This is a genomic window from Pseudomonas sp. CIP-10 (genome assembly GCF_020911845.1).
In the GTDB taxonomy this organism is placed as follows: domain Bacteria; phylum Pseudomonadota; class Gammaproteobacteria; order Pseudomonadales; family Pseudomonadaceae; genus Aquipseudomonas; species Aquipseudomonas alloputida.
In genome coordinates this window covers 473803-494125 of record NZ_CP087160.1, presented here as the reverse complement: position 1 = coordinate 494125, position 20323 = coordinate 473803, and the positions used below count along the sequence as shown (strand labels likewise).

General features: G+C 62.6%; 14 protein-coding genes, 1 tRNA gene and 1 pseudogene. 15 read left to right on the top strand and 1 reads right to left on the bottom strand.

Annotation, left to right across the window (positions count from 1 at the left end; all coding sequences use genetic code 11):
• Nucleotides 1-78 precede the first annotated feature (78 nt).
• The 5 genes and pseudogenes from dnaG to LMH93_RS02130 all read left to right on the top strand — a co-directional run.
• The gene (gene dnaG / locus LMH93_RS02150; protein ID WP_003255577.1) at nucleotides 79-2061 is read left to right on the top strand and encodes a DNA primase; all 1983 of its coding nucleotides are present in this window, start codon (nucleotides 79-81) and stop codon (nucleotides 2059-2061) included.
• Nucleotides 2062-2128: 67 nt separating this feature from the next.
• On the top strand, nucleotides 2129-3979 hold the full coding sequence (gene rpoD / locus LMH93_RS02145) for an RNA polymerase sigma factor RpoD (RefSeq protein WP_003255578.1): 1851 nt from the start codon (nucleotides 2129-2131) through the stop codon (nucleotides 3977-3979).
• 127 nt (nucleotides 3980-4106) lie between these two features.
• Nucleotides 4107-7850: a bifunctional diguanylate cyclase/phosphodiesterase gene (locus LMH93_RS02140; protein WP_003255580.1), complete on the top strand. Its 3744-nt coding sequence runs from the start codon at nucleotides 4107-4109 to the stop codon at nucleotides 7848-7850.
• Between the two features lie 16 nt (nucleotides 7851-7866).
• Nucleotides 7867-7943, top strand: a tRNA-Ile gene (locus LMH93_RS02135).
• 50 nt (nucleotides 7944-7993) lie between these two features.
• Nucleotides 7994-8110 (top strand): annotated as a pseudogene (locus LMH93_RS02130) (site-specific integrase); the annotation flags it as partial.
• 394 nt (nucleotides 8111-8504) lie between these two features.
• Here LMH93_RS02130 and LMH93_RS02120 read toward each other — a convergent pair.
• Nucleotides 8505-9059 carry a serine acetyltransferase gene (locus LMH93_RS02120; RefSeq protein WP_003255582.1) on the bottom strand — a complete coding sequence of 185 codons (555 nt, stop codon included), beginning with the start codon at nucleotides 9057-9059 and terminating at the stop codon, nucleotides 8505-8507.
• A 187-nt stretch (nucleotides 9060-9246) separates the two neighbouring features.
• On the opposite strand from LMH93_RS02120, the gene LMH93_RS02115 reads away from it, so the two are divergent.
• The 10 genes from LMH93_RS02115 (at nucleotide 9247) to LMH93_RS02070 (ending at nucleotide 20285) form a co-directional block, all read left to right on the top strand.
• Nucleotides 9247-9708, top strand: a complete 462-nt coding sequence (locus LMH93_RS02115; RefSeq protein WP_003255583.1) for an Lrp/AsnC family transcriptional regulator — start codon at nucleotides 9247-9249, stop codon at nucleotides 9706-9708.
• A gap of 312 nt (nucleotides 9709-10020) precedes the next feature.
• Complete coding sequence (locus LMH93_RS02110) at nucleotides 10021-11703, top strand: flavin monoamine oxidase family protein (RefSeq protein WP_003255585.1); 1683 nt, start codon at nucleotides 10021-10023, stop codon at nucleotides 11701-11703.
• A gap of 14 nt (nucleotides 11704-11717) precedes the next feature.
• Nucleotides 11718-12512, top strand: coding sequence for a carbon-nitrogen hydrolase family protein (locus tag LMH93_RS02105; protein WP_003255587.1), 795 nt, complete (start codon nucleotides 11718-11720; stop codon nucleotides 12510-12512).
• A 140-nt stretch (nucleotides 12513-12652) separates the two neighbouring features.
• Nucleotides 12653-14953: a pyrroloquinoline quinone biosynthesis protein PqqF gene (pqqF, locus tag LMH93_RS02100; protein WP_070096862.1), complete on the top strand. Its 2301-nt coding sequence runs from the start codon at nucleotides 12653-12655 to the stop codon at nucleotides 14951-14953.
• Between the two features lie 159 nt (nucleotides 14954-15112).
• Nucleotides 15113-15184 (top strand): pyrroloquinoline quinone precursor peptide PqqA, encoded by a 72-nt coding sequence (gene pqqA, locus LMH93_RS02095; protein WP_003243383.1) that lies wholly within the window; start codon nucleotides 15113-15115, stop codon nucleotides 15182-15184.
• Between the two features lie 78 nt (nucleotides 15185-15262).
• Entirely contained in the window at nucleotides 15263-16174 is a 912-nt protein-coding gene (gene pqqB / locus LMH93_RS02090; RefSeq protein WP_003255590.1) for a pyrroloquinoline quinone biosynthesis protein PqqB, read from the top strand.
• A gap of 162 nt (nucleotides 16175-16336) precedes the next feature.
• The gene (pqqC, locus tag LMH93_RS02085) at nucleotides 16337-17092 is read left to right on the top strand and encodes a pyrroloquinoline-quinone synthase PqqC (RefSeq protein WP_003255592.1); all 756 of its coding nucleotides are present in this window, start codon (nucleotides 16337-16339) and stop codon (nucleotides 17090-17092) included.
• Nucleotides 17089-17364 carry a pyrroloquinoline quinone biosynthesis peptide chaperone PqqD gene (gene pqqD, locus LMH93_RS02080; RefSeq protein ID WP_003255595.1) on the top strand — a complete coding sequence of 92 codons (276 nt, stop codon included), beginning with the start codon at nucleotides 17089-17091 and terminating at the stop codon, nucleotides 17362-17364. The genes pqqC and pqqD overlap by 4 nt, the downstream gene beginning before the upstream one ends.
• Nucleotides 17336-18496 carry a pyrroloquinoline quinone biosynthesis protein PqqE gene (gene pqqE / locus LMH93_RS02075; RefSeq protein WP_014860209.1) on the top strand — a complete coding sequence of 387 codons (1161 nt, stop codon included), beginning with the start codon at nucleotides 17336-17338 and terminating at the stop codon, nucleotides 18494-18496. The genes pqqD and pqqE overlap by 29 nt, the downstream gene beginning before the upstream one ends.
• Nucleotides 18462-20285: a S9 family peptidase gene (locus tag LMH93_RS02070; protein ID WP_230064802.1), complete on the top strand. Its 1824-nt coding sequence runs from the start codon at nucleotides 18462-18464 to the stop codon at nucleotides 20283-20285. The genes pqqE and LMH93_RS02070 overlap by 35 nt, the downstream gene beginning before the upstream one ends.
• Nucleotides 20286-20323 lie beyond the last annotated feature (38 nt).

Sequence of the window (20323 nt, the reverse complement as noted above, 5' to 3'; positions counted from 1 at the left end):
CGCACTTCCCCAAGCAGCACTCGCCCCCTTCGGCGCGTGAGCGATTAGACTTGCCAGTTGCCAGATAACGAGACTGCCATGGCCGGGCTGATTCCCCAGAGTTTCATTGACGACCTGATCAACCGCCTCGACATCGTCGACGTGGTGAGTTCGCGCGTCCAGCTGAAAAAAACCGGCAAGAACTACTCGGCCTGCTGCCCGTTCCACAAAGAAAAAACCCCGTCCTTCACGGTCAGCCCCGACAAGCAGTTCTACTACTGCTTCGGCTGTGGCGCCGGTGGCAACGCCTTGGGCTTTGTCATGGACCACGACAACCTGGACTTCCCCCAGGCCGTCGAGGAACTGGCACGCGCCGCTGGCATGGAAGTCCCCCGCGAGCAAGGCCGCCGCGACCAGAAGCCGCGCCAGCCCACTGACTCGCCACTGTACCCGCTACTGGACGCCGCCTCGGAGTTTTACCGCCAGGCCCTGCGCAGCCACCCGTCACGCAAGGCAGCGGTGGACTACCTCAAGGGCCGCGGCCTGTCCGGGGAAATTGCCCGCGACTTCGGCCTGGGCTTTGCCCCGCCCGGCTGGGACAACCTGCTCAAGCACCTGGGTGCCGACACCCTGCAGCAGAAGGTGATGATCGATGCCGGCCTACTGATCGAGAACGCCGAGAGCGGCAAGCGCTACGACCGCTTCCGCGACCGGGTGATGTTCCCGATACGTGACAGCCGCGGGCGCATCATCGCCTTCGGTGGCCGGGTGCTCGGCGACGACAAGCCCAAGTACCTGAACTCCCCGGAAACCCCCGTGTTCCACAAGGGACAGGAGCTGTACGGGCTGTACGAGGCGCGCAAGCACAACCGCAACCTCGACGAGATCATCGTCGTCGAGGGCTACATGGACGTCATTGCCCTGGCCCAGCAAGGCCTGCGCAATGCCGTGGCCACCCTTGGCACCGCCACCAGCGAAGAGCACCTCAAGCGCCTGTTCCGCGTGGTGCCCAGCGTGCTGTTCTGTTTTGACGGTGACCAGGCTGGGCGCAAGGCGGCCTGGCGCGCACTGGAATCGACATTGTCGAACCTGCAGGACGGCCGTCGCGCGCGCTTCCTGTTCCTGCCCGAAGGCGAAGACCCGGACAGCCTGGTGCGTGCCGAAGGTACCGACGCCTTCATGGCCCGTATCAACCAGCACGCCCAACCGCTGGCCGACTACTTCTTCGAGCAACTTGGCGTCGAAGCCGACCCGCGCTCACTGGAAGGCAAGGCGCATATGGCGACCTTGGCCGCACCGTTGATCGAAAAGATCCCCGGCGCCAACCTGCGTCAGCTGATGCGCAACCGCCTGAAGGAAATCACCGGCCTCGACCCGCAGCAGGTCGAGCAGCTGGCGCAACAAGCGCCGGCGACCAGCAGCATGCCGGACTACGACCCTGGCTACGACTACGACGCCATGGCCAGCTACACCCCCGACTACGGCGACATGCCGCAGCACGACTATGCCCCCGTTCACCAGGAGCAGGCATGGAAACCCAACAAGGGTGGTAGCAAGAAGCCGTGGAGTGACAAACCCTGGGACAAGAACCGCAAGGGCGGCAAGCCCTGGCAGCAACGCGACGAAGCACCTCCCCGCGTGCCAGCACCGGTCGAGCCGCCCACCCTGGCCGCGCTGCGCACCCTGCTGCACCACCCACTGCTGGCAGGCAAGGTGGAAGATGCCAGCCACTTCGCCGACGAAGAACACCTGTACAGCCAGCTGCTGGTGGCGTTGATCGAAGCCGCGCAGAAAAATCCTGGGCTAAGCTCAATGCAGTTGATCGCACGTTGGCATGGCACCGAACAGGGCCGCCTGCTGCGGGCCCTGGCGGAAAAGGAATGGCTTATCGTGGCCGACAACCTTGAACAACAGTTTTTCGACACTATAACTAGCTTGTCCGCCCGCCAACGCGAGCGCAGCCTGGAACAACTGCTCAGGAAATCACGTCAAAGCGAATTGACCAGCGAGGAAAAAACCCAGCTCCTTGCCCTGCTGAGCCGAAATGTTCCCGCACAAACGCCGACCTCATCTGGCGCGTGAGGCCCATGCTCGGGTATAATCCTCGGCTTGTTTTTTGCCCGCCAAGACCTTCAGTGGATAGGGTGTTATGTCCGGAAAAGCGCAACAGCAGTCTCGTATCAAAGAGTTGATCACCCGCGGTCGTGAGCAGGGCTACCTGACTTACGCGGAGGTCAACGACCACCTGCCTGAGGATATTTCAGATCCGGAACAGGTGGAAGACATCATCCGCATGATCAACGACATGGGGATCAACGTATTCGAGAGTGCTCCGGATGCGGATGCCCTTCTGTTGGCGGAAGCCGACACCGATGAAGCCGCGGCCGAAGAAGCCGCTGCTGCATTGGCGGCAGTTGAAACCGATATCGGCCGCACGACCGACCCGGTGCGCATGTATATGCGCGAAATGGGTACTGTCGAGCTGCTGACCCGCGAAGGCGAGATCGAAATCGCCAAGCGTATCGAGGAAGGCATTCGTGAAGTCATGGGCGCTATCGCCCACTTCCCGGGCACTGTCGACTACATTCTCGGCGAATATGATCGCGTCACCACCGAGGGTGGCCGCCTGTCGGACGTTCTCAGCGGTTACATCGACCCTGACGACAACATTGCCGCGCCAACCGAAGAAGTGCCGATCCCAGGCGCCAAGGCCGCTGCGGCGAAGGAAGAGTCCGACGACGACGAAGAAGAATCCGAAAGCGGTGACGACGAGGAAGAGGCCGAGAGCGGCCCGGACCCGGTAGTCGCAGCCCAACGCTTCGGTGCGGTATCCGATCAGCTTCAGGCGACCTCCAAGGTCCTGAAGAAAAATGGTCGTAACCACAAGGAAAGCATCGAGGCCCTGCAGGCCCTGGCTGACCTGTTCATGCCGATCAAGCTGGTACCGAAGCAGTTCGAGGTACTGGTCGAGCGTGTACGTGATGCCCTGAACCGTCTGCGGCAGCAAGAACGCGCCATCATGCAGCTGTGCGTACGTGACGCCCGCATGCCGCGAGCCGACTTCCTGCGCATGTTCCCAAGCAACGAAACCGACCAGACCTGGAGCGGTGACCTGGCCAAGCGCAACACCAAGTGGGCTGCCGCCCTGGGTGAAAAGAACGCTGCCATCGTCGCTTGCCAACAGAAGCTGATCGACCTTGAGACCGAAACCGGCCTGACCGTTGCCGAGATCAAGGAAATCAACCGTCGCATGTCGATCGGTGAAGCCAAGGCCCGCCGCGCCAAGAAAGAAATGGTCGAGGCGAACCTGCGTCTGGTGATTTCCATCGCCAAGAAGTACACCAACCGTGGCCTGCAGTTCCTCGACCTGATCCAGGAAGGCAACATCGGTCTGATGAAAGCGGTGGACAAGTTCGAATACCGTCGCGGCTACAAGTTCTCGACCTATGCCACCTGGTGGATCCGTCAGGCGATCACCCGTTCGATCGCCGACCAGGCACGCACCATCCGGATTCCGGTGCACATGATCGAGACGATCAACAAGCTCAACCGTATTTCCCGCCAAATGCTGCAGGAAATGGGTCGCGAACCGACTCCGGAAGAGCTGGGCGAGCGCATGGAAATGCCTGAGGACAAAATCCGCAAGGTACTGAAGATCGCCAAAGAGCCGATCTCCATGGAAACCCCGATCGGTGACGACGAAGATTCGCACCTGGGCGACTTCATCGAGGACTCGACCATGCAGTCCCCGATCGACGTAGCCACGGTCGAAAGCCTCAAGGAAGCCACCCGTGACGTGCTCTCGGGCCTGACCGCACGTGAAGCCAAGGTGCTGCGCATGCGTTTCGGTATCGACATGAACACCGACCACACCCTCGAAGAGGTGGGCAAGCAGTTTGACGTAACGCGTGAGCGGATCCGTCAGATCGAAGCGAAGGCGTTGCGCAAGCTGCGCCACCCGACTCGCAGCGAGCACCTGCGCTCCTTCCTCGACGAGTGATGACAAAACCCCGGCCCAGGCCGGGGTTTTTCTTTAGTGGCCCGAGACATAAAGCCCGCCTTCCGTTGCACACCTGCAGCAATGCCCGTCTACACTCGACTTCAGACCACCTGAGTGCGAGGCTGCCATGTCCTTGAAGCCGGCCATTCTGTTGCTGATCCTGATTTTGTGGAACACAACGGCCGGCGCCCTGACCCTGACAGATGAGGAGAACGCCTGGCTGGCTGCCCACCCGCAGCTGAAACTGGGTGTAGACGCCTCTTGGCCACCGTTCGAGTTTCGCGACCAGGAGGGCCGGTACCAGGGATTGGCCGCCGACTACATCGCCATGATCCAGCAGCGCCTGGGCGTGACGTTCAAACCGGTCGAACCCAGCAGCTGGACCGAGGTGCTGGCGCAAGCGCGGGAAAGCCGTATCGACCTGCTGCCCGGCATCATGTCCACCCCCGAACGCCAGGGCTTCCTGGCTTTCACTCGCCCGTACCTCGACTTCCCCATTGTCATCCTCGCGCACAAAGGCGGCGCACAACCGCGCAAGCTGGCTGACCTGTACGGCCTGAAAATTGCCGTGGTCGAGAACTACGCCCCGCACGAGTTGCTGCGTACCCACCACCCGGACCTCAACCTGGTTGCCCTGCCAAACGTCAGCTCCACGCTGCAAGCCCTGGCCACCGACCAAGTGGATGCCGTGGTCGGCGACCTCGCTTCCAGTATCTGGAGCCTGCGCCAACTCAAGCTCGACGGCCTCTACGTCAGCGGCGAAACACCCTACCGCTACCAGTTGGCGATGGCCGTTCCCCGCGACAAGAGCGTGCTGGTCGGCATCCTCGACAAAGTGATGGCCGACATGAGCAGCAGCGAAATCAGCCAGATCCAGCAGCACTGGGTGGGTAATGTGGTCGACCAGCGGATGTTCTGGTCCGACCTGCTGGTGTATGGCCTGCCAACGGTGCTGTTGCTGATGGCTGTGCTGGCAGTGGTCATTCGCATCAACCGCCGGCTCAGCTCGGAAATTTCCCGGCGCATCGCCCTTGAGCAAGAACTGCGCAGCAGCGAGTACCACTACCGCGGCCTGGTCGAGAGCCTGTCAGCCATCGCCTGGGAAGCCGATGCCAACGACTTCACCTACAGCTACGTTTCACCCCATGCCGAAGATCTGCTCGGCTACCCATTGAGTGACTGGCTCAGGCCCGGTTTCTGGCGCAGTATCCTGCACCCGGAGGACGCGCTCTGGGCCCAGGCCTACTGCGACAGCGAGACCGCAGCGGGGCGCGACCACAGCCTGGACTACCGGGTGATCCGGGCTGACGGTCAGCCCCTTTGGATACGCAACATCGTCAGTATGATCGAGCACGGCCACCAGCCAGTGATGCGCGGGCTGATGATCGACATCAGCGAAACCAAGCGCACGGAGGATGCCCTGCGTCTGTCCGAACAGAAGTTCGCCTCGGTATTCCAGCAGTGCCCCGATATCTTGCTGATCGCTCGCCACAGCGATGGCTGCCTGCTGGAGGTGAACGAGGCTTTCGAAGAGCAGATCGGACTGCCCCCAGACCAGGTCATAGGCCGCACTGCCACCGACCTTGACCTGTGGGGCGTAGAGGGCAGTGGCCCGCTCCTGCTTCAAAGGTTGCACCAAGGGGGTATCCGTAACCTGGAAATGAGCTTCCGCCGCAGCAACGGCCAACTGTTCACCGGCCTGACTTCGGCTGAAACCTTCGAACTGGACGGCACACCCGCGCTGGTAGTGGCGGTACGCGACATCAGCCAGCTCAAGGAGACCCAGCAGCAGCTGCAAACTTCGGAAGAAAAGTTCGCAAAGGCTTTCCACGCTTCGCCCGACGGCCTGCTGCTGTCGCGCCAGAGCGACGGTTTGCTGCTGGAGGTGAACGAAGGCTTCTGCCGCCTCACCGGCTACGACCTCAACCCAACCATTGACCAGACCTCGCTGGACCTGGGTATCTGGGTCGACCTCAACGAGCGCAAACGCCTGGTCGACCAGCTCAACCGTGACGGCTTCGTGCGCGACTTCACCTGCCATATCCGCCGCAGCGACGGGCAGATCCGACTGTGCGAGCTGTCCGCCCGGCCCCTGCCGATTACCGGCGTCGACTGCATGCTGACCATCGCCCGCGACATCACCGAGCGTCACCTGATGCAAGAAAAACTGCAGCTGGCCGCCACTGTGTTCGAGAACACTGCCGAAGGGGTGCTGATTACCGACATTGACCAGCGCATCAGTGCCGTCAACCGCGCCTTCAGCGAGATCACCGGCTACAGCGAGATCGAGGCCCTCGGCCAGACCCCGCGCCTGCTCGCCTCTGGCCAGCACGACAGCGCTTTCTATCTGGCCATGTGGCACCAGCTTACCGCCGAGGGCCACTGGCAGGGCGAAATCTACAACAAGCGCAAGAACGGCGAACTTTACCCAAGCTGGCTGACCATCAGCGCCGTGCGCAACAGCGACCGCGAGATCACCCACTTCGTGGCGGTTTTTGCAGACATCTCCAGCATCAAGCATGCCCAGGCCAAACTCGACTATCAGGCCCACCACGACCCGCTGACCGGCCTGCCCAATCGCACCTTGTTCGAAAACCGGCTGCAGGGCGTACTCACCTGCGCGCAGGTGTCCAACCGCCAAGGCGCAGTGCTGTTCCTGGACCTCGACCGCTTCAAGCACATCAACGACAGCCTTGGCCACCCGGTCGGCGACCTGCTGCTCAAGGGCATCGCCCAGCGCCTGAAAGAGCAGGTACGCGATGTTGACACCGTAGCCCGCCTGGGTGGCGACGAATTCATCATTCTGCTGCCCGGCTTGCACAAGCCCAGTGACGCCAGCACTATCGCCAACAAACTACTGGCCTGCTTCAACGCACCGTTCCAGGCCGGCGAGCATGAGTTTTTCACCAGCGCCAGCATCGGCATCAGTCTTTACCCACAGGATGGCACTGACGTCTCCACACTGATCCGCAACGCCGACGCCGCCATGTACCGCTCCAAGGCCAAAGGCCGCAACCGCGTCGAAGCCTACACCCGCGACCTCACCGCCCAGGCCAGCGAGCGCATCGCCCTGGAGCATGAGCTGCGCCGGGCCGTCGAACGCAACGAAATGAGCCTGTGCTTCCAGCCCAAGCTCAGCCTGAAGACCCAGAGCCTGGTGGGTGCCGAAGCGCTGATCCGCTGGAGCCACCCGACCTTTGGTGAGGTACCGCCGGAACACTTCATCCACTTGGCGGAAGAAAATGGCACCATCCTGCAGCTCGGCGACTGGGTACTGGAGCAAGCCTGCCGGCAGATGCAGGCCTGGAAGCAGCACTACGAACCCTTCGGCCCGCTGTCGATCAACCTTGCCGGCGCCCAGCTGCGCCACCCACACCTGGCACGGCGCATCGAACAACTGCTCAAGCACTACCAGCTGAGGGCCGGTGACCTGCAGCTGGAAATCACCGAGAACTTCATCATGAGCCAGGCAGAGGAGGCCTTGGCCGTGCTGTACCAACTGAAAAAACTGGGTGTACAGCTAGCCATCGACGACTTTGGCACCGGCTATTCCTCGCTGAGCTACCTGAAGCGCCTGCCGCTGGACATCCTCAAGATCGACAAGTCGTTCATCCGCGGCCTGCCCGACGACCCACACGACGCCGCCATTGCCCGGGCGATCATTGCCCTGGGCCGCAGCATGCAGTTGACCATCATTGCCGAAGGCGTGGAGAACCAGGCCCAGCAACGTTTTCTGGCGGCCGAGGGCTGCGAGCAGATCCAGGGCTACATCGTCAGCCTCCCGCTACCGCCAGAGGAATTCGCGGCCGCGTTTCTTCGCATAGCACTATCGGATCTTTCAGATGGCACAGGTGCGAAACCCTCGTTATAATCCGCCCACTTACTGAGGGCCTATAGCTCAGTCGGTTAGAGCAGAGGACTCATAATCCTTTGGTCCACGGTTCGAGTCCGTGTGGGCCCACCAGCTTACAAGCCGCGCACTGCGCGGCTTTTTCATGCCCGCAAGAAATAAATGTTCGGGGCGTGTACATCCAGCGCAGCGGCGCCGAGCGCATGACCTTGGAAGTGGCGCTGAAACACTATCTCAGCGAAATCAGCCCCACCAGGAAGCCGACTAACCAGCACGCCGATAATCGCGGAAAGGTGCCCTATCGATACTTCAAGCCAAACACCCTAGCTTGAGGATCAGACAATGAGCCGAATAGCCGCCATTATCAGCTCACAAAATGAGCCGAATATGCTCGCTAATCGGCTCACAGATGAGTAAGCCTATGAATGAACCTGGGCCTGCCCCGTGACAACGGACGCCAAGAAGCTGGCTACAGAGCCAACTGCCTCAAGCCTTTTGCGTATTCGTTCGGTGCGCTCATCACTGGCGCGGCGCCTGGGGATAAATGAAGACGGCCGCACCACTGCACGATCCAGTCCATCGGGTGAGGCGATCAACCATGGGCAACCCCATAAGAACCCTCCCAGCCTGCTCCACCACCCCCTCTGCCAACGTCCGCAAATGTACCGCTGTTGGTTAATCCCCTCCCGGACGCATCTCGACCTGCCGTGGGTTGTAGAAGGTCATGCCAGGCGGAATATCCCGCGTAACCAACGACATCGCGCCAATCACCACGTCATCGCCAATGTCGATGCGATCAGCAACGATGCAACTGTTGGCGCCCATGCTCACGTTGTCACCAATGCGCAGTGCGTACTCCTGCAACCCCAGGGTCTTGATGCCGATCGAGCAGTTCTGCCGGATGAAGAAGTTGCGCCCGATGCTGACGTACCGGGTAATCACCACCCCCGGCAGGTGCGCGATGCGCAGGCCCGGGGCAATCTGGGCGCCGATGTCGATGTCCACCCCATACTTGAGGTTGAGCCGCTGTTGCATGCGCCGGGCGTGACGCCGGGCAAGGCCGCCGCGGGCGTCGAGGTACTGGGCCAGGCGATAGGCGAAGAGGAAACGCAGTTTGTTGTCCTTGCGTGCGCGGCGCAGCACGTTGAACAGCAGGCTGATAGGGCGTCCGGGCCTTTTCTTGTTGGAGACTTCCAGTCGCCAGCATTCGAGCAGGTGGTCGAGGTTCACGCTGAGGTTCCCGTTGAACTAGCACTTCATCATGCCGAATTAGTGTCGAAGACGCAGCCTTCGGACATGCGTGGCCGTTCTAACCCAAAGTGCCAAGCCGACGCCGTCAACGGTGATCGACTGTACCTGGCCTTGCCCTGATTGGCACAGGCTGGCTAGGCTAGCGGGCCAACCGTAGAGACTCGCCATGTCGGACTCCCGCTCCATTACGCTGGATGAAATCGATCGCCAGCTGATCGCCCTGCTGCAGATCAACGCCCGCGAAAGCGTCGCCACCCTCGCCCGCCAGTTGGGCATCGCCCGCACCACCGTCAATTCGCGCCTGGAGCGGCTGGAGAAAAACAAGGTTATCTCCGGCTATGGCGTACGCCTGGGCCAGAGTGTGATAGGCGGCGGGTTGCAGGCGTATGTCGGGATCAAGGTGCAGCCACGCTCCGGCAAGGACGTGGTGCGGCGCCTGAGTGCCATGGGCCAGGTGCAGCAGCTGTGTGCGGTAAGCGGCGAATTCGACTATGTGGCCTGGCTGCGTACGGACTCGCCCGAGCAGCTGGATCAGTTGCTCGACCAGATTGGCAGTGTCGACGGGGTGGAGAAAACCACCACGTCGATCATTCTCAGCAGCAAGGTGGACCGTGGACAGCCGCTTTGAACGGACTGGCGCTCGGGTGGGGTTATCGATGAGGCCGGTTGTAGGAGCGGGTTTACCCGCGAATGGGGCAGAGAATCTACCGACGCATTCGCGGGTGAACCCGCGCCTACAAAGGGCCAAGGTGTTTTTTGAATTACCTCGACCGCCTGCCTCGTCTTAATGAACATTAACCTAATCATTACGACGAAACTAACTACATTCAGACAGCACTCTGCACCTTAATAACGAACACCTCACTCCCTAAAATGACAGCCGGGCATCTCCTATACTCAGGCTCCGCTCCTCGCGCAGCCTCTCTGGCAAGGTCATTTCATGAACAAGAAGAACCGCCACCCCGCCGACGGCAAGAAGCCGATCACCATTTTCGGCCCGGACTTCCCTTTTGCTTTCGACGACTGGCTGGAACACCCGGCAGGCCTGGGCAGCATTCCGGCTGAGCGCCATGGGGAAGAGGTGGCCATTGTCGGTGCCGGTATCGCCGGCCTGGTAGCGGCCTACGAGCTGATGAAGCTGGGCCTCAAGCCGGTGGTGTACGAGGCTTCCAAGCTGGGCGGCCGGCTGCGCTCGCAAGCCTTCAATGGCACTGACGGGATCGTTGCCGAGCTGGGTGGCATGCGCTTCCCGGTGTCGTCCACCGCCTTCTACCACTACGTCGACAAGCTGGGCCTGGAAACCAAGCCCTTCCCCAACCCGCTGACCCCGGCTTCGGGCAGCACGGTGATCGACCTGGAAGGCCAGACCTACTACGCCGAGAAGCCCACCGACCTGCCACAACTGTTTCATGAGGTAGCCGACGCCTGGGCCGATGCGCTGGAGAGCGGTGCGCAGTTCGCCGATATCCAGCAGGCCATCCGCGACCGTGATGTACCGCGCCTGAAGGAACTTTGGAACAAGCTGGTGCCGCTGTGGGACGACCGCACCTTCTACGACTTCGTCGCCACCTCGCGCTCTTTTGCCAAGCTGAGCTTCCAGCACCGCGAAGTGTTCGGCCAGGTCGGTTTCGGCACCGGCGGTTGGGACTCGGACTTCCCCAACTCGATGCTGGAAATCTTCCGCGTGGTGATGACCAATTGCGACGACCACCAGCACCTGGTGGTCGGGGGCGTGGAACAAGTGCCACAAGGCATCTGGCGCCACGTACCGGAACGCTGCGTGCATTGGCCAGAGGGCACCAGCCTGAGCACGCTGCATGGCGGCGCACCGCGTACCGGTGTCAAGCGCATTGCCCGCGCCGCCGATGGCCGCTTGGCGGTCACCGACAACTGGGGCGATACCCGCCACTACAGCGCAGTACTCGCCACCTGCCAGACCTGGTTGCTGACCACCCAGATCGACTGCGAAGAATCGCTGTTCTCGCAAAAGATGTGGATGGCCCTGGACCGTACCCGCTACATGCAGTCGTCGAAAACCTTCGTCATGGTCGACCGCCCGTTCTGGAAGGACAAGGACCCGGAAACCGGCCGTGACCTGCTGAGCATGACCCTCACCGATCGCCTCACCCGCGGCACTTACCTGTTCGACAACGGCAACGACAAGCCCGGGGTGATCTGCCTGTCATACTCGTGGATGAGCGACGCGCTGAAGATGCTGCCGCACCCGGTGGAGAAGCGCGTACAACTGGCCCTGGATGCGCTGAAGAAGATCTACCCGAAGACCGATATCGCCGGCCACATCATCGGCGACCCGATCACGGTTTCCTGGGAGGCCGACCCGTACTTCCTCGGCGCCTTCAAAGGCGCGCTTCCGGGCCATTACCGCTACAACCAGCGCATGTACGCGCACTTCATGCAGCAGGACATGCCGGCAGAGCAGCGCGGTATCTTCATTGCCGGTGACGACGTGTCATGGACCCCCGCCTGGGTTGAAGGCGCGGTGCAGACGTCGCTGAATGCAGTGTGGGGTATCATGAACCACTTTGGTGGCCACACCCACCCCGACAACCCCGGCCCGGGCGATGTGTTCAACGAAATCGGCCCGATCGCCCTGGCGGATTGAGACAAGGAGGCACCATGCGCATCGCTCTGTACCAGGGCGCACCCAAGCCACTGGATGTGCCCGGCAACCTGCAACGGCTGCGCCACCAGGCGCAGCTGGCAGCCGAACGCGGCGCACAGTTGCTGGTGTGCCCGGAGATGTTCCTGACCGGCTACAACATCGGCCTGGCCCAGGTCGAGCGCCTGGCCGAGGCCGCCGATGGCCCGGCAGCCATGACCGTGGTAGAGATCGCCCAGGCGCACCGCATCGCCATTGTCTATGGCTACCCGGAGCGCGGTGACGACGGGGCGATCTACAACAGCGTGCAGTTGATCGATGCGCATGGCCGCAGCCTGAGCAATTACCGCAAGACGCACCTGTTCGGTGAACTGGACCGCTCGATGTTCAGCCCAGGTGCCGACCACTTCCCGGTGGTGGAACTGGAAGGCTGGAAGGTTGGCCTGCTGATCTGCTACGACATCGAGTTCCCGGAGAACGCCCGACGCCTGGCGCTGGATGGCGCCGAGCTGATCCTGGTGCCGACGGCGAACATGACGCCGTACGACTTTACCTGCCAGGTGACCGTGAGAGCGCGGGCGCAGGAAAACCAGTGCTACCTGGTATATGCCAACTACTGCGGTGCGGAAGACGAGATTGAGTATTGCGGGCAGAGCAGCATCATCGGCCCGGATGGCAGCTTGCTGGCCATGGCCGGGCGGGATGAGTGCCAGTTGTTGGCAGAGCTTGAACATGAGCGGGTGGTGCAGGGGCGCACGGCGTTTCCCTACCTGACCGATTTGCGCCAGGAGCTGCACCTGCGTAAAGGCTGACAAGGGCCGCTATGCGGCCCATTCGCGGGCACGCCCGCTCCCACGGGGTCTGCGCTGCCTTTCATACCGGCGCCCTACCCGCGAAAAGGCCGGGCCTGCGAACAAATCGGTTAGCATGGAAAGCAGCCACCGGAGCCCCCATGCCTGACGCCATCCGCCACCTCACCCTCGCCAACGGCTTGCAGCTGACCCTGCGCCACGCCCCGCGCCTCAAGCGCTCGGCCGCCGCACTGCGGGTGCACGCGGGCAGCCACGACGCGCCTGCCAAATGGCCCGGTCTGGCGCACTTCCTCGAACACCTGTTCTTCCTCGGTACCCCGCGCTTCCCGCTGGAAGACGGACTGATGCGCTACGTGCAAGCCCTGGGCGGCCAGGTCAACGCCAGCACCCGGGAACGCGCCACCGACTTTTTCTTCGAGGTGCCCCCCAACACGCTCGGTGGCGGTCTCGAGCGCCTGTGCCAAATGCTGGCAGAACCGGATCTGGGCATCGAACGCCAACGCCGTGAACGCGAAGTGATCCATGCCGAATTCATCGCCTGGTCGCGCAATCCATCGGCCCAACAGCAGTTCGCCTTGCTGCAGTCAGTGTCAGCCAAGCATCCACTGGGCGCTTTTCATGCTGGCAATCGATACACCCTGGCCTTGCACGATGCGGCCTTCCAGCAAGCGCTTGCGGGCTTTCATCAGCGCTTCTACCAAGGCGGCCAGATCTGCCTGAGCCTTTGCGGTCCGCAGCCGCTGGATGAACTTGAACGCCTTGCCCGGCAGCATGCCGAACTGTTCGCCGCAGGTGAGCGCGTGCCGCAAATGCTGCCGCCGCCACTGCCAGCAATGGCTAGCGCTTTGACCTTCACGCACCAAAGCCTCCCCAGTGGTGCCGAGCACGCCCTGGAACTGCTGATCGCTTACCTGGAGGACAGCCGCCCAGGTACCTGGCTGGGCGCGCTTCGCGAGCGTGGCTGGCTACAACGTTTCACGGCCGAAAGGCTGTATGCGTTCGCCGGTCAGCTGCTGTGGCACCTTGACCTGAAGCTCAGTGCCGACGCTTGCCCGGACGAAGCCAGCGCCCTGCTGCAAGGTTGGTTCAGGTTCATCCGCCAGGCCGACCGCGAACAGTTGAACCACCAATTCGGCCTGTTGCAGCACAGCCGTGCGCACAGTGCCAGCGCGCTCGAGCTGGCCCGCCGGGACAGCACAGGCCAGCCGTTCGCCAAGCTGGATGCCCAAGGGTTGCAGGCGCTTGGCGCCCTGCTGGAAAGCCTGCCAGGTGGCGACCATGGCGATTGGCAGCTTTTGCCAGTCGATCCATTGCTGAAGGCTGACCTGCCCCATGCCAAGGCGCAGCCGCTGCCGGCAGCGCTGAAGATCAGTGACCAGCTCCCGCCCGCGCGCCAATACGCTGCGCTGTACCTGCGCTGGTATGTACCTTCGCCTTTGCGCCAGCAGCTACAGCGTGTGCTGGAACTGGCCCTGGCACCACTGCAGGAACGCTGTGACCGCGCCTCCGTGCAACTGCAGTACAGCAGCGCCGGAGAATACTGGCAGTTGCGCTGCGCCGGCCTGCCAGCAGCAGTGCTGCGGGCAGTGGAACAAGCCTTGGCCTTGATGCTCAAGCCACCTGCCAGTTGCTGGCTGCCCGACACGGCGCAGCCCCCGGCCCTGATCCCCATCAGGGCACTGCTCAAGCAACTGCCAGACGCGGTACGGGGTAGCCTGCCCGCAGCGGTGCCTGCCTGCACGCTGACCCAGCAGCAGCTCGACAGCCTGTGGCTGCACACCGAGTGGCATGGCATGGCTGCAGGTTTCGAGGATACCGCGCTAAACGCCTTGGGCGCCGCGCTGTTGCAGTGCCCTGGGCAAGGCTCGCGGCCGGGGCCCCTGCCATCATGGGCCAACCACCGCTGGCAGCATGCCCAAGTGCCAGGCAGCGAACATGCCCTGCTGCTGTTCTGCCCGTTGCCGGCAGCAAAAGAGGCCGCAGGCCGCCTGTTAGCCCAATTGCTGCAAGGGCCGGTTTACCAGCGCCTGCGGGTAGACTTGCAACTCGGCTACGCGGTGTTCAGCGCCTTTCGTCAGGTCGAGGGGGTCGGTGGGCTGCTGTTCGGTGTGCAGTCCCCCAACACCGGTCAGGCACAGGTGCTCGACCACCTGCTCAGCCTGCTGCGCCATGGCGTCACCCTTGACCCGGCCGCTCGCCAGGCGTTGGCCGGGCAATTCGACGAACCCGCCATGGCCAATGCCGATGTCGCCGAATGGGCGTGGCAGACACACTTGGGCACACAAGCCGATAGGCTGGATGTACTGCGCAGGTCTATCCTGACTACGCGGCAGACGGATCTGGACCACCTGCTGAGCGACCTGCTCGACCCAGGTTCCGCTTGGCTATGTTTGGCCAACGCTGCCGCGCCAGATACTTCCTGGCAGGGTGAAGATCGATGATTATTACGCGAACTGCAACGGCGCTTCTCGAATAATTAACCTTCCGGTTCAAATTTTTCTTGTAAGATAGCGCAATCCCGTTTTCACGGAACTGCCAACGCATGGCGGTACCCAAGTAGTAGCTGAACAACCCAACCCTCATTCGGAAGGAGTAATTCCATGTGGACCAAACCTGCATACACTGACCTGCGTATCGGCTTCGAAGTCACCATGTACTTCGCTAACCGCTAAGCCGGGCTTAGGGTTTCACGCCTCGGCCTGCCGGGGCGTTTTCGTTTTTCAGATCCGGTTTCTGCATAGAGAGTGGCCATGTACATCCAGGTTCTCGGCTCCGCCGCCGGTGGCGGGTTCCCGCAGTGGAACTGCAACTGCGTCAACTGCAAGGGCTACCGTGATGGCACCCTGAAAGCCACGGCGCGCACCCAGTCATCCATCGCCCTGTCCGACGACGGTGTGCACTGGATATTGTGCAATGCCTCGCCCGACATCCGCGCCCAACTGCAGGCCTTTGCGCCGATGCAGCCGGCCCGGGCACTGCGCGACACTGGTATCAACGCCATCGTCCTGCTGGACAGCCAGATCGACCACACCACCGGCCTGCTCAGCCTGCGCGAAGGCTGCCCGCATCAGGTGTGGTGCACGGACATGGTCCACCAGGACCTGACCACCGGTTTCCCGCTGTTCAACATGCTCAGCCACTGGAACGGTGGCTTGCAGTGGAACCGTATCGAGCTGGAAGGCAGCTTCGTGATCGACGCCTGCCCCAACCTCAAGTTCACCCCCTTCCCCCTGCGCAGCGCCGCGCCGCCCTACTCCCCGCACCGCTTCGACCCGCACCCGGGCGATAACCTGGGTTTGATGGTCGAAGACACCCGCACCGGCGGCAAGCTGTTCTACGCCCCGGGCCTGGGCCAGGTAGACGAAAAGCTGCTGGCGATGATGCACGGTGCCGACTGCCTGCTGGTCGACGGCACCCTGTGGGAAGACGACGAAATGCAGCGCCGTGGCGTGGGCACCCGCACCGGCCGCGAGATGGGTCATCTGGCCCAGAACGGCCCTGGCGGCATGCTGGAAGTGCTCGACGGCTTCCCGCGCCAGCGCAAGGTACTTATCCACATCAACAACACCAACCCGATTCTCGACGAAGACTCACCCGAGCGCGCCGAAGTCCTGCGCCGGGGCGTCGAAGTTGCCTTCGATGGCATGAGCATCGCGTTGTAAAACAGTCTGTGAGGCGACACCAGACCCTGTGGGAGCGGGCATGCCCGCGAAAAAGCCAACACGGTCCATGGCACCGGCTTCGCCGGTGTTCGCGGGCACGCCCGCTCCCACAAGGGAGAGGGATGTGCCAGGCCAGATAATCGTTCTACAGGAGCCAGCCGAATGAGCGACGCACTGCCAATGTCCCCTGCCGAATTCGAGCAGGCCCTGCGCGCCAAGGGCGCCTATTACCACATCCATCACCCGTACCACGTGGCGATGTACCAGGGGCGCGCCACCCGCGAGCAGATCCAGGGCTGGGTAGCCAACCGCTTCTACTACCAGGTCAACATCCCGATGAAGGATGCCGCGATCCTGGCCAACTGCCCGGACCGCGAAGTGCGCCGCGAGTGGATCCAGCGCCTGCTCGACCACGATGGTGCTCCCGGCGAGGATGGCGGCATCGAAGCCTGGCTGCGCCTGGGCCAGGCTGTCGGGCTGGACCCGGACCAATTGCGCTCGCAAGAACTGGTATTGCCTGGCGTGCGCTTTGCCGTGGACGCCTACGTCAACTTTGCCCGCCGCGCCAGCTGGCAGGAAGCCGCCAGCAGTTCGCTGACCGAGCTGTTCGCCCCGCAAATCCACCAGTCACGCCTGGACAGCTGGCCGCAGCACTACCCGTGGATCGACCCCGCCGGCTATGAGTATTTCCGTACCCGCCTGGGCCAGGCTCGACGCGATGTGGAACACGGCCTGGCGATTACCCTGCAGCACTACACCACCCGTGCGGGCCAGGAGCGTATGCTGGAGATACTGCAGTTCAAGCTGGATATCCTCTGGAGTATGCTCGATGCCATGAGCATGGCCTACGAACTGAACCGCCCACCCTATCACTCCGTCACCCAGGAACGGGTGTGGCACAAGGGAATCACCCTATGAGTTTCGACCGTAACCAAGTGCCGAACTGGCGCCCCGGCTACCGCTTCCAGTACGAGCCGGCGCAAAAGGGCCATGTGTTGCTGTACCCCGAAGGCATGATCAAGCTCAACGACAGCGCGAGCCTGATCGGTGGCCTGATCGACGGCCAGCGTGATGTGGCAGCGATTATCAGCGAACTCGAACAGCAATTCCCCGATGTCCCGGAAGTGGCCGATGACATCGAGCAGTTCATGGAGGTGGCCCGTGCCGAACACTGGATCGTCCTCGCCTGAGTTGCCACCTACGCCCGAGGTCGGCCTGCCGCTGTGGCTGCTGGCCGAGCTGACCTACCGCTGCCCGCTGCAGTGCCCGTATTGCTCCAACCCGCTGGACTTCGCCGCCCAGGGCCAAGAGCTGAGCACCGAACAGTGGTTCAAGGTCATGGCTGAAGCGCGGGAAATGGGTGCCGCACAAATCGGCTTTTCCGGCGGTGAACCGCTGGTACGCCAGGACCTTGCCCAGCTGATCGCAGAGGCCCGCCGCCTGGGTTACTACACCAACCTGATCACCTCGGGCATTGGCCTGACCGAGGCGCGCATCGCCGACTTCAAAAAGGCTGGCCTGGACCATATCCAGATCAGCTTCCAGGCCAGCGACGAGCAGGTGAACAACCTGCTGGCCGGCTCGAAAAAGGCTTTTGCACAGAAGCTGGAAATGGCCCGCGCGGTAAAAGCCCATGGCTACCCGATGGTGCTCAACTTCGTCACCCATCGGCACAACATCGACAAGATCGACCGCATCATCGAGTTGTGCATTGCCCTGGAGGCCGACTTTGTCGAACTCGCCACGTGCCAGTTCTATGGCTGGGCGCACCTCAACCGCCTTGGGCTGCTGCCAACCCGCGCGCAGCTCGAGCGGGCAGAACGTATCACCAACGAATACCGGGACAAGCTCAAGGCCGAGGGCAACCCGTGCAAGCTGATTTTCGTTACCCCTGACTACTATGAAGAGCGCCCCAAGGCCTGCATGAACGGCTGGGGCAACCTGTTCCTCACCATCACCCCGGACGGTACCGCCTTGCCCTGCCACGGCGCCCGCCAGCTGCCCGTGCAGTTTCCGAATGTACGCGACCACGACTTGCACCATATCTGGTATGAGTCGTTCGGTTTCAACCGCTTCCGCGGCTATGAGTGGATGCGCGAACCTTGCCGCTCCTGCGACGAGAAAGAAAAAGACTTCGGCGGCTGTCGCTGCCAGGCCTTCATGCTGACCGGCGATGCCAGCAACGCAGACCCGGTGTGCGCCAAATCGACCGAGCACGGCATCATCCTCAAGGCCCGCGAGGAGGCAGAAACCGCCCAGCTCGCGATCGAACAGATGACCTTCCGCAATGATCGAAACTCCCGTGTCATCGCCCGCGGCTGAGTTCAGCGCGGCCCAGGCGGTTGCCGCCGGCACCGACTTCGCCGAACTCAAGGTCAGTGCCGACGGGCTGTTCTGGAACGAATTCCGCCCGGCCGATGGAGCGTGCCGTATCTGGCACTGGCTGCACTACCAGGCCCGTTGCCTGACCCCGGACGGCTTCAGCGTACGCAGCCGGGTCTATGAGTACGGCGGCGGCAGCTTCTGCCTGGGTGGCGACGGGCTGGTGTTCGTCAACGAAAAGGACCAGCAGGTCTACACCCAGCCGCTGGACGATTCGCTACCGCGTGCGCTGACCCAGGATGCCAGCTGCCGCTATGGCGATGTGCAGTGGCACAACGGCCAGGTGCTGGCCGTCGAAGAGCGCCATGCCGAGCAGGTAGAGCACCGCCTGGTCGCTTTGGGTGACAGCAGCCGCGAGGTGCTCGCCGAGGGCGCCGACTTCTATGCCTCGCCTGCTGTCAGTGCCGATGGCCAGCGCCTGGCGTGGATCGAATGGGACCGCCCGGCGCAGCCCTGGACCGTCACCCGGCTGATGTATCGCGCGCGCGATGCCAGCGGCCACTGGGGGCCGACGCAATGTGTAGCCGCCGCAGAAGAATCGCTGCAACAACCACGCTTCGATGCCGAAGGTCGGCTCTACTGCCTGTCCGACCGCAATGGTTTCTGGCAACCCTGGGGTGAGGTCGATGGCCAATGGCAGGCGTTGCCTGCCGCACCGGCAGACCATGCTGCTGCGCCTTGGCAATTGGGCACCTGTACCTGGTTGGCACTGGGCCCGCAAAGCTACCTGGCCAGCTGGTTCGAAGACGGCTTCGGGCAATTGGGGCTGCGTGGTGAAGATGGCCGTATGGAGCGTTTCGCCAGTGCCTACACACGCTTTCGCAGCCTGGCCATGGACAGCGAACACCTGTATGCCATCGCCGCGTCGCCCATCAGCCCCCCGGCAGTCATTGCCATTGACCGCAGCAACCATGAAGTACGCGTGCTGGCCGGTGGTGCCGAAATGCTGCCGGCAGGGCAAATCAGCCTGCCGCAGCCGATCCACTACGACAGTGGCGGCGAGCAGGCCCATGGTTTCTTCTACCCGCCAGCGCAGCCGCAAGGCGCCGCACCGCTGGTGGTGTTCATCCACGGCGGGCCAACCTCAGCCTGTTATCCCGTGCTCGACCCGCGTATCCAGTATTGGACCCAGCGCGGCTTTGCCGTGGCCGAGCTCAACTACCGGGGCAGCACCGGCTATGGTCGGGAATACCGCCAGGCACTGCACCAGCGCTGGGGCGAGAGCGATGTGGCCGATGCCTGCGCGGTAGTCGAATACCTGGCAGCTCAGGGCGTGGTCGACAAACGCAAGGCGTTCATCCGCGGCGGCAGTGCCGGGGGCTACACCACCCTGTGCGCTTTGGCGTTCCAAGACGTGTTTCGCGCCGGCGCCAGCCTGTACGGGGTCAGCGACCCGATAGCCCTGGGCCGTGCCACCCACAAGTTCGAGGGTGATTATCTGGACTGGTTGATCGGCGACCCGCAGCGGGACGCTGACCGCTATCGCCAGCGCACGCCGCTGCTGCATGCAGAGCGCATCAAGGTGCCGGTGATTTTCTTCCAGGGTGAGCTGGATGCAGTGGTGGTGCCGGAACAGACGCGGTCCATGCTGGCAGCGTTGCAGGCCAACGGGATCGACGCTGAAGGGCACTTTTATGCGGGAGAGCGGCATGGGTTCCGCAAGGCGGAGAACCTGGCGCATGCCTTGGAAGAAGAGTGGAAATTTTATTGCCGGGTGTTGGTGCAATAGTTCCAGGCGCCCCCGCAGGAGCAACCTTGTGCTGCTCC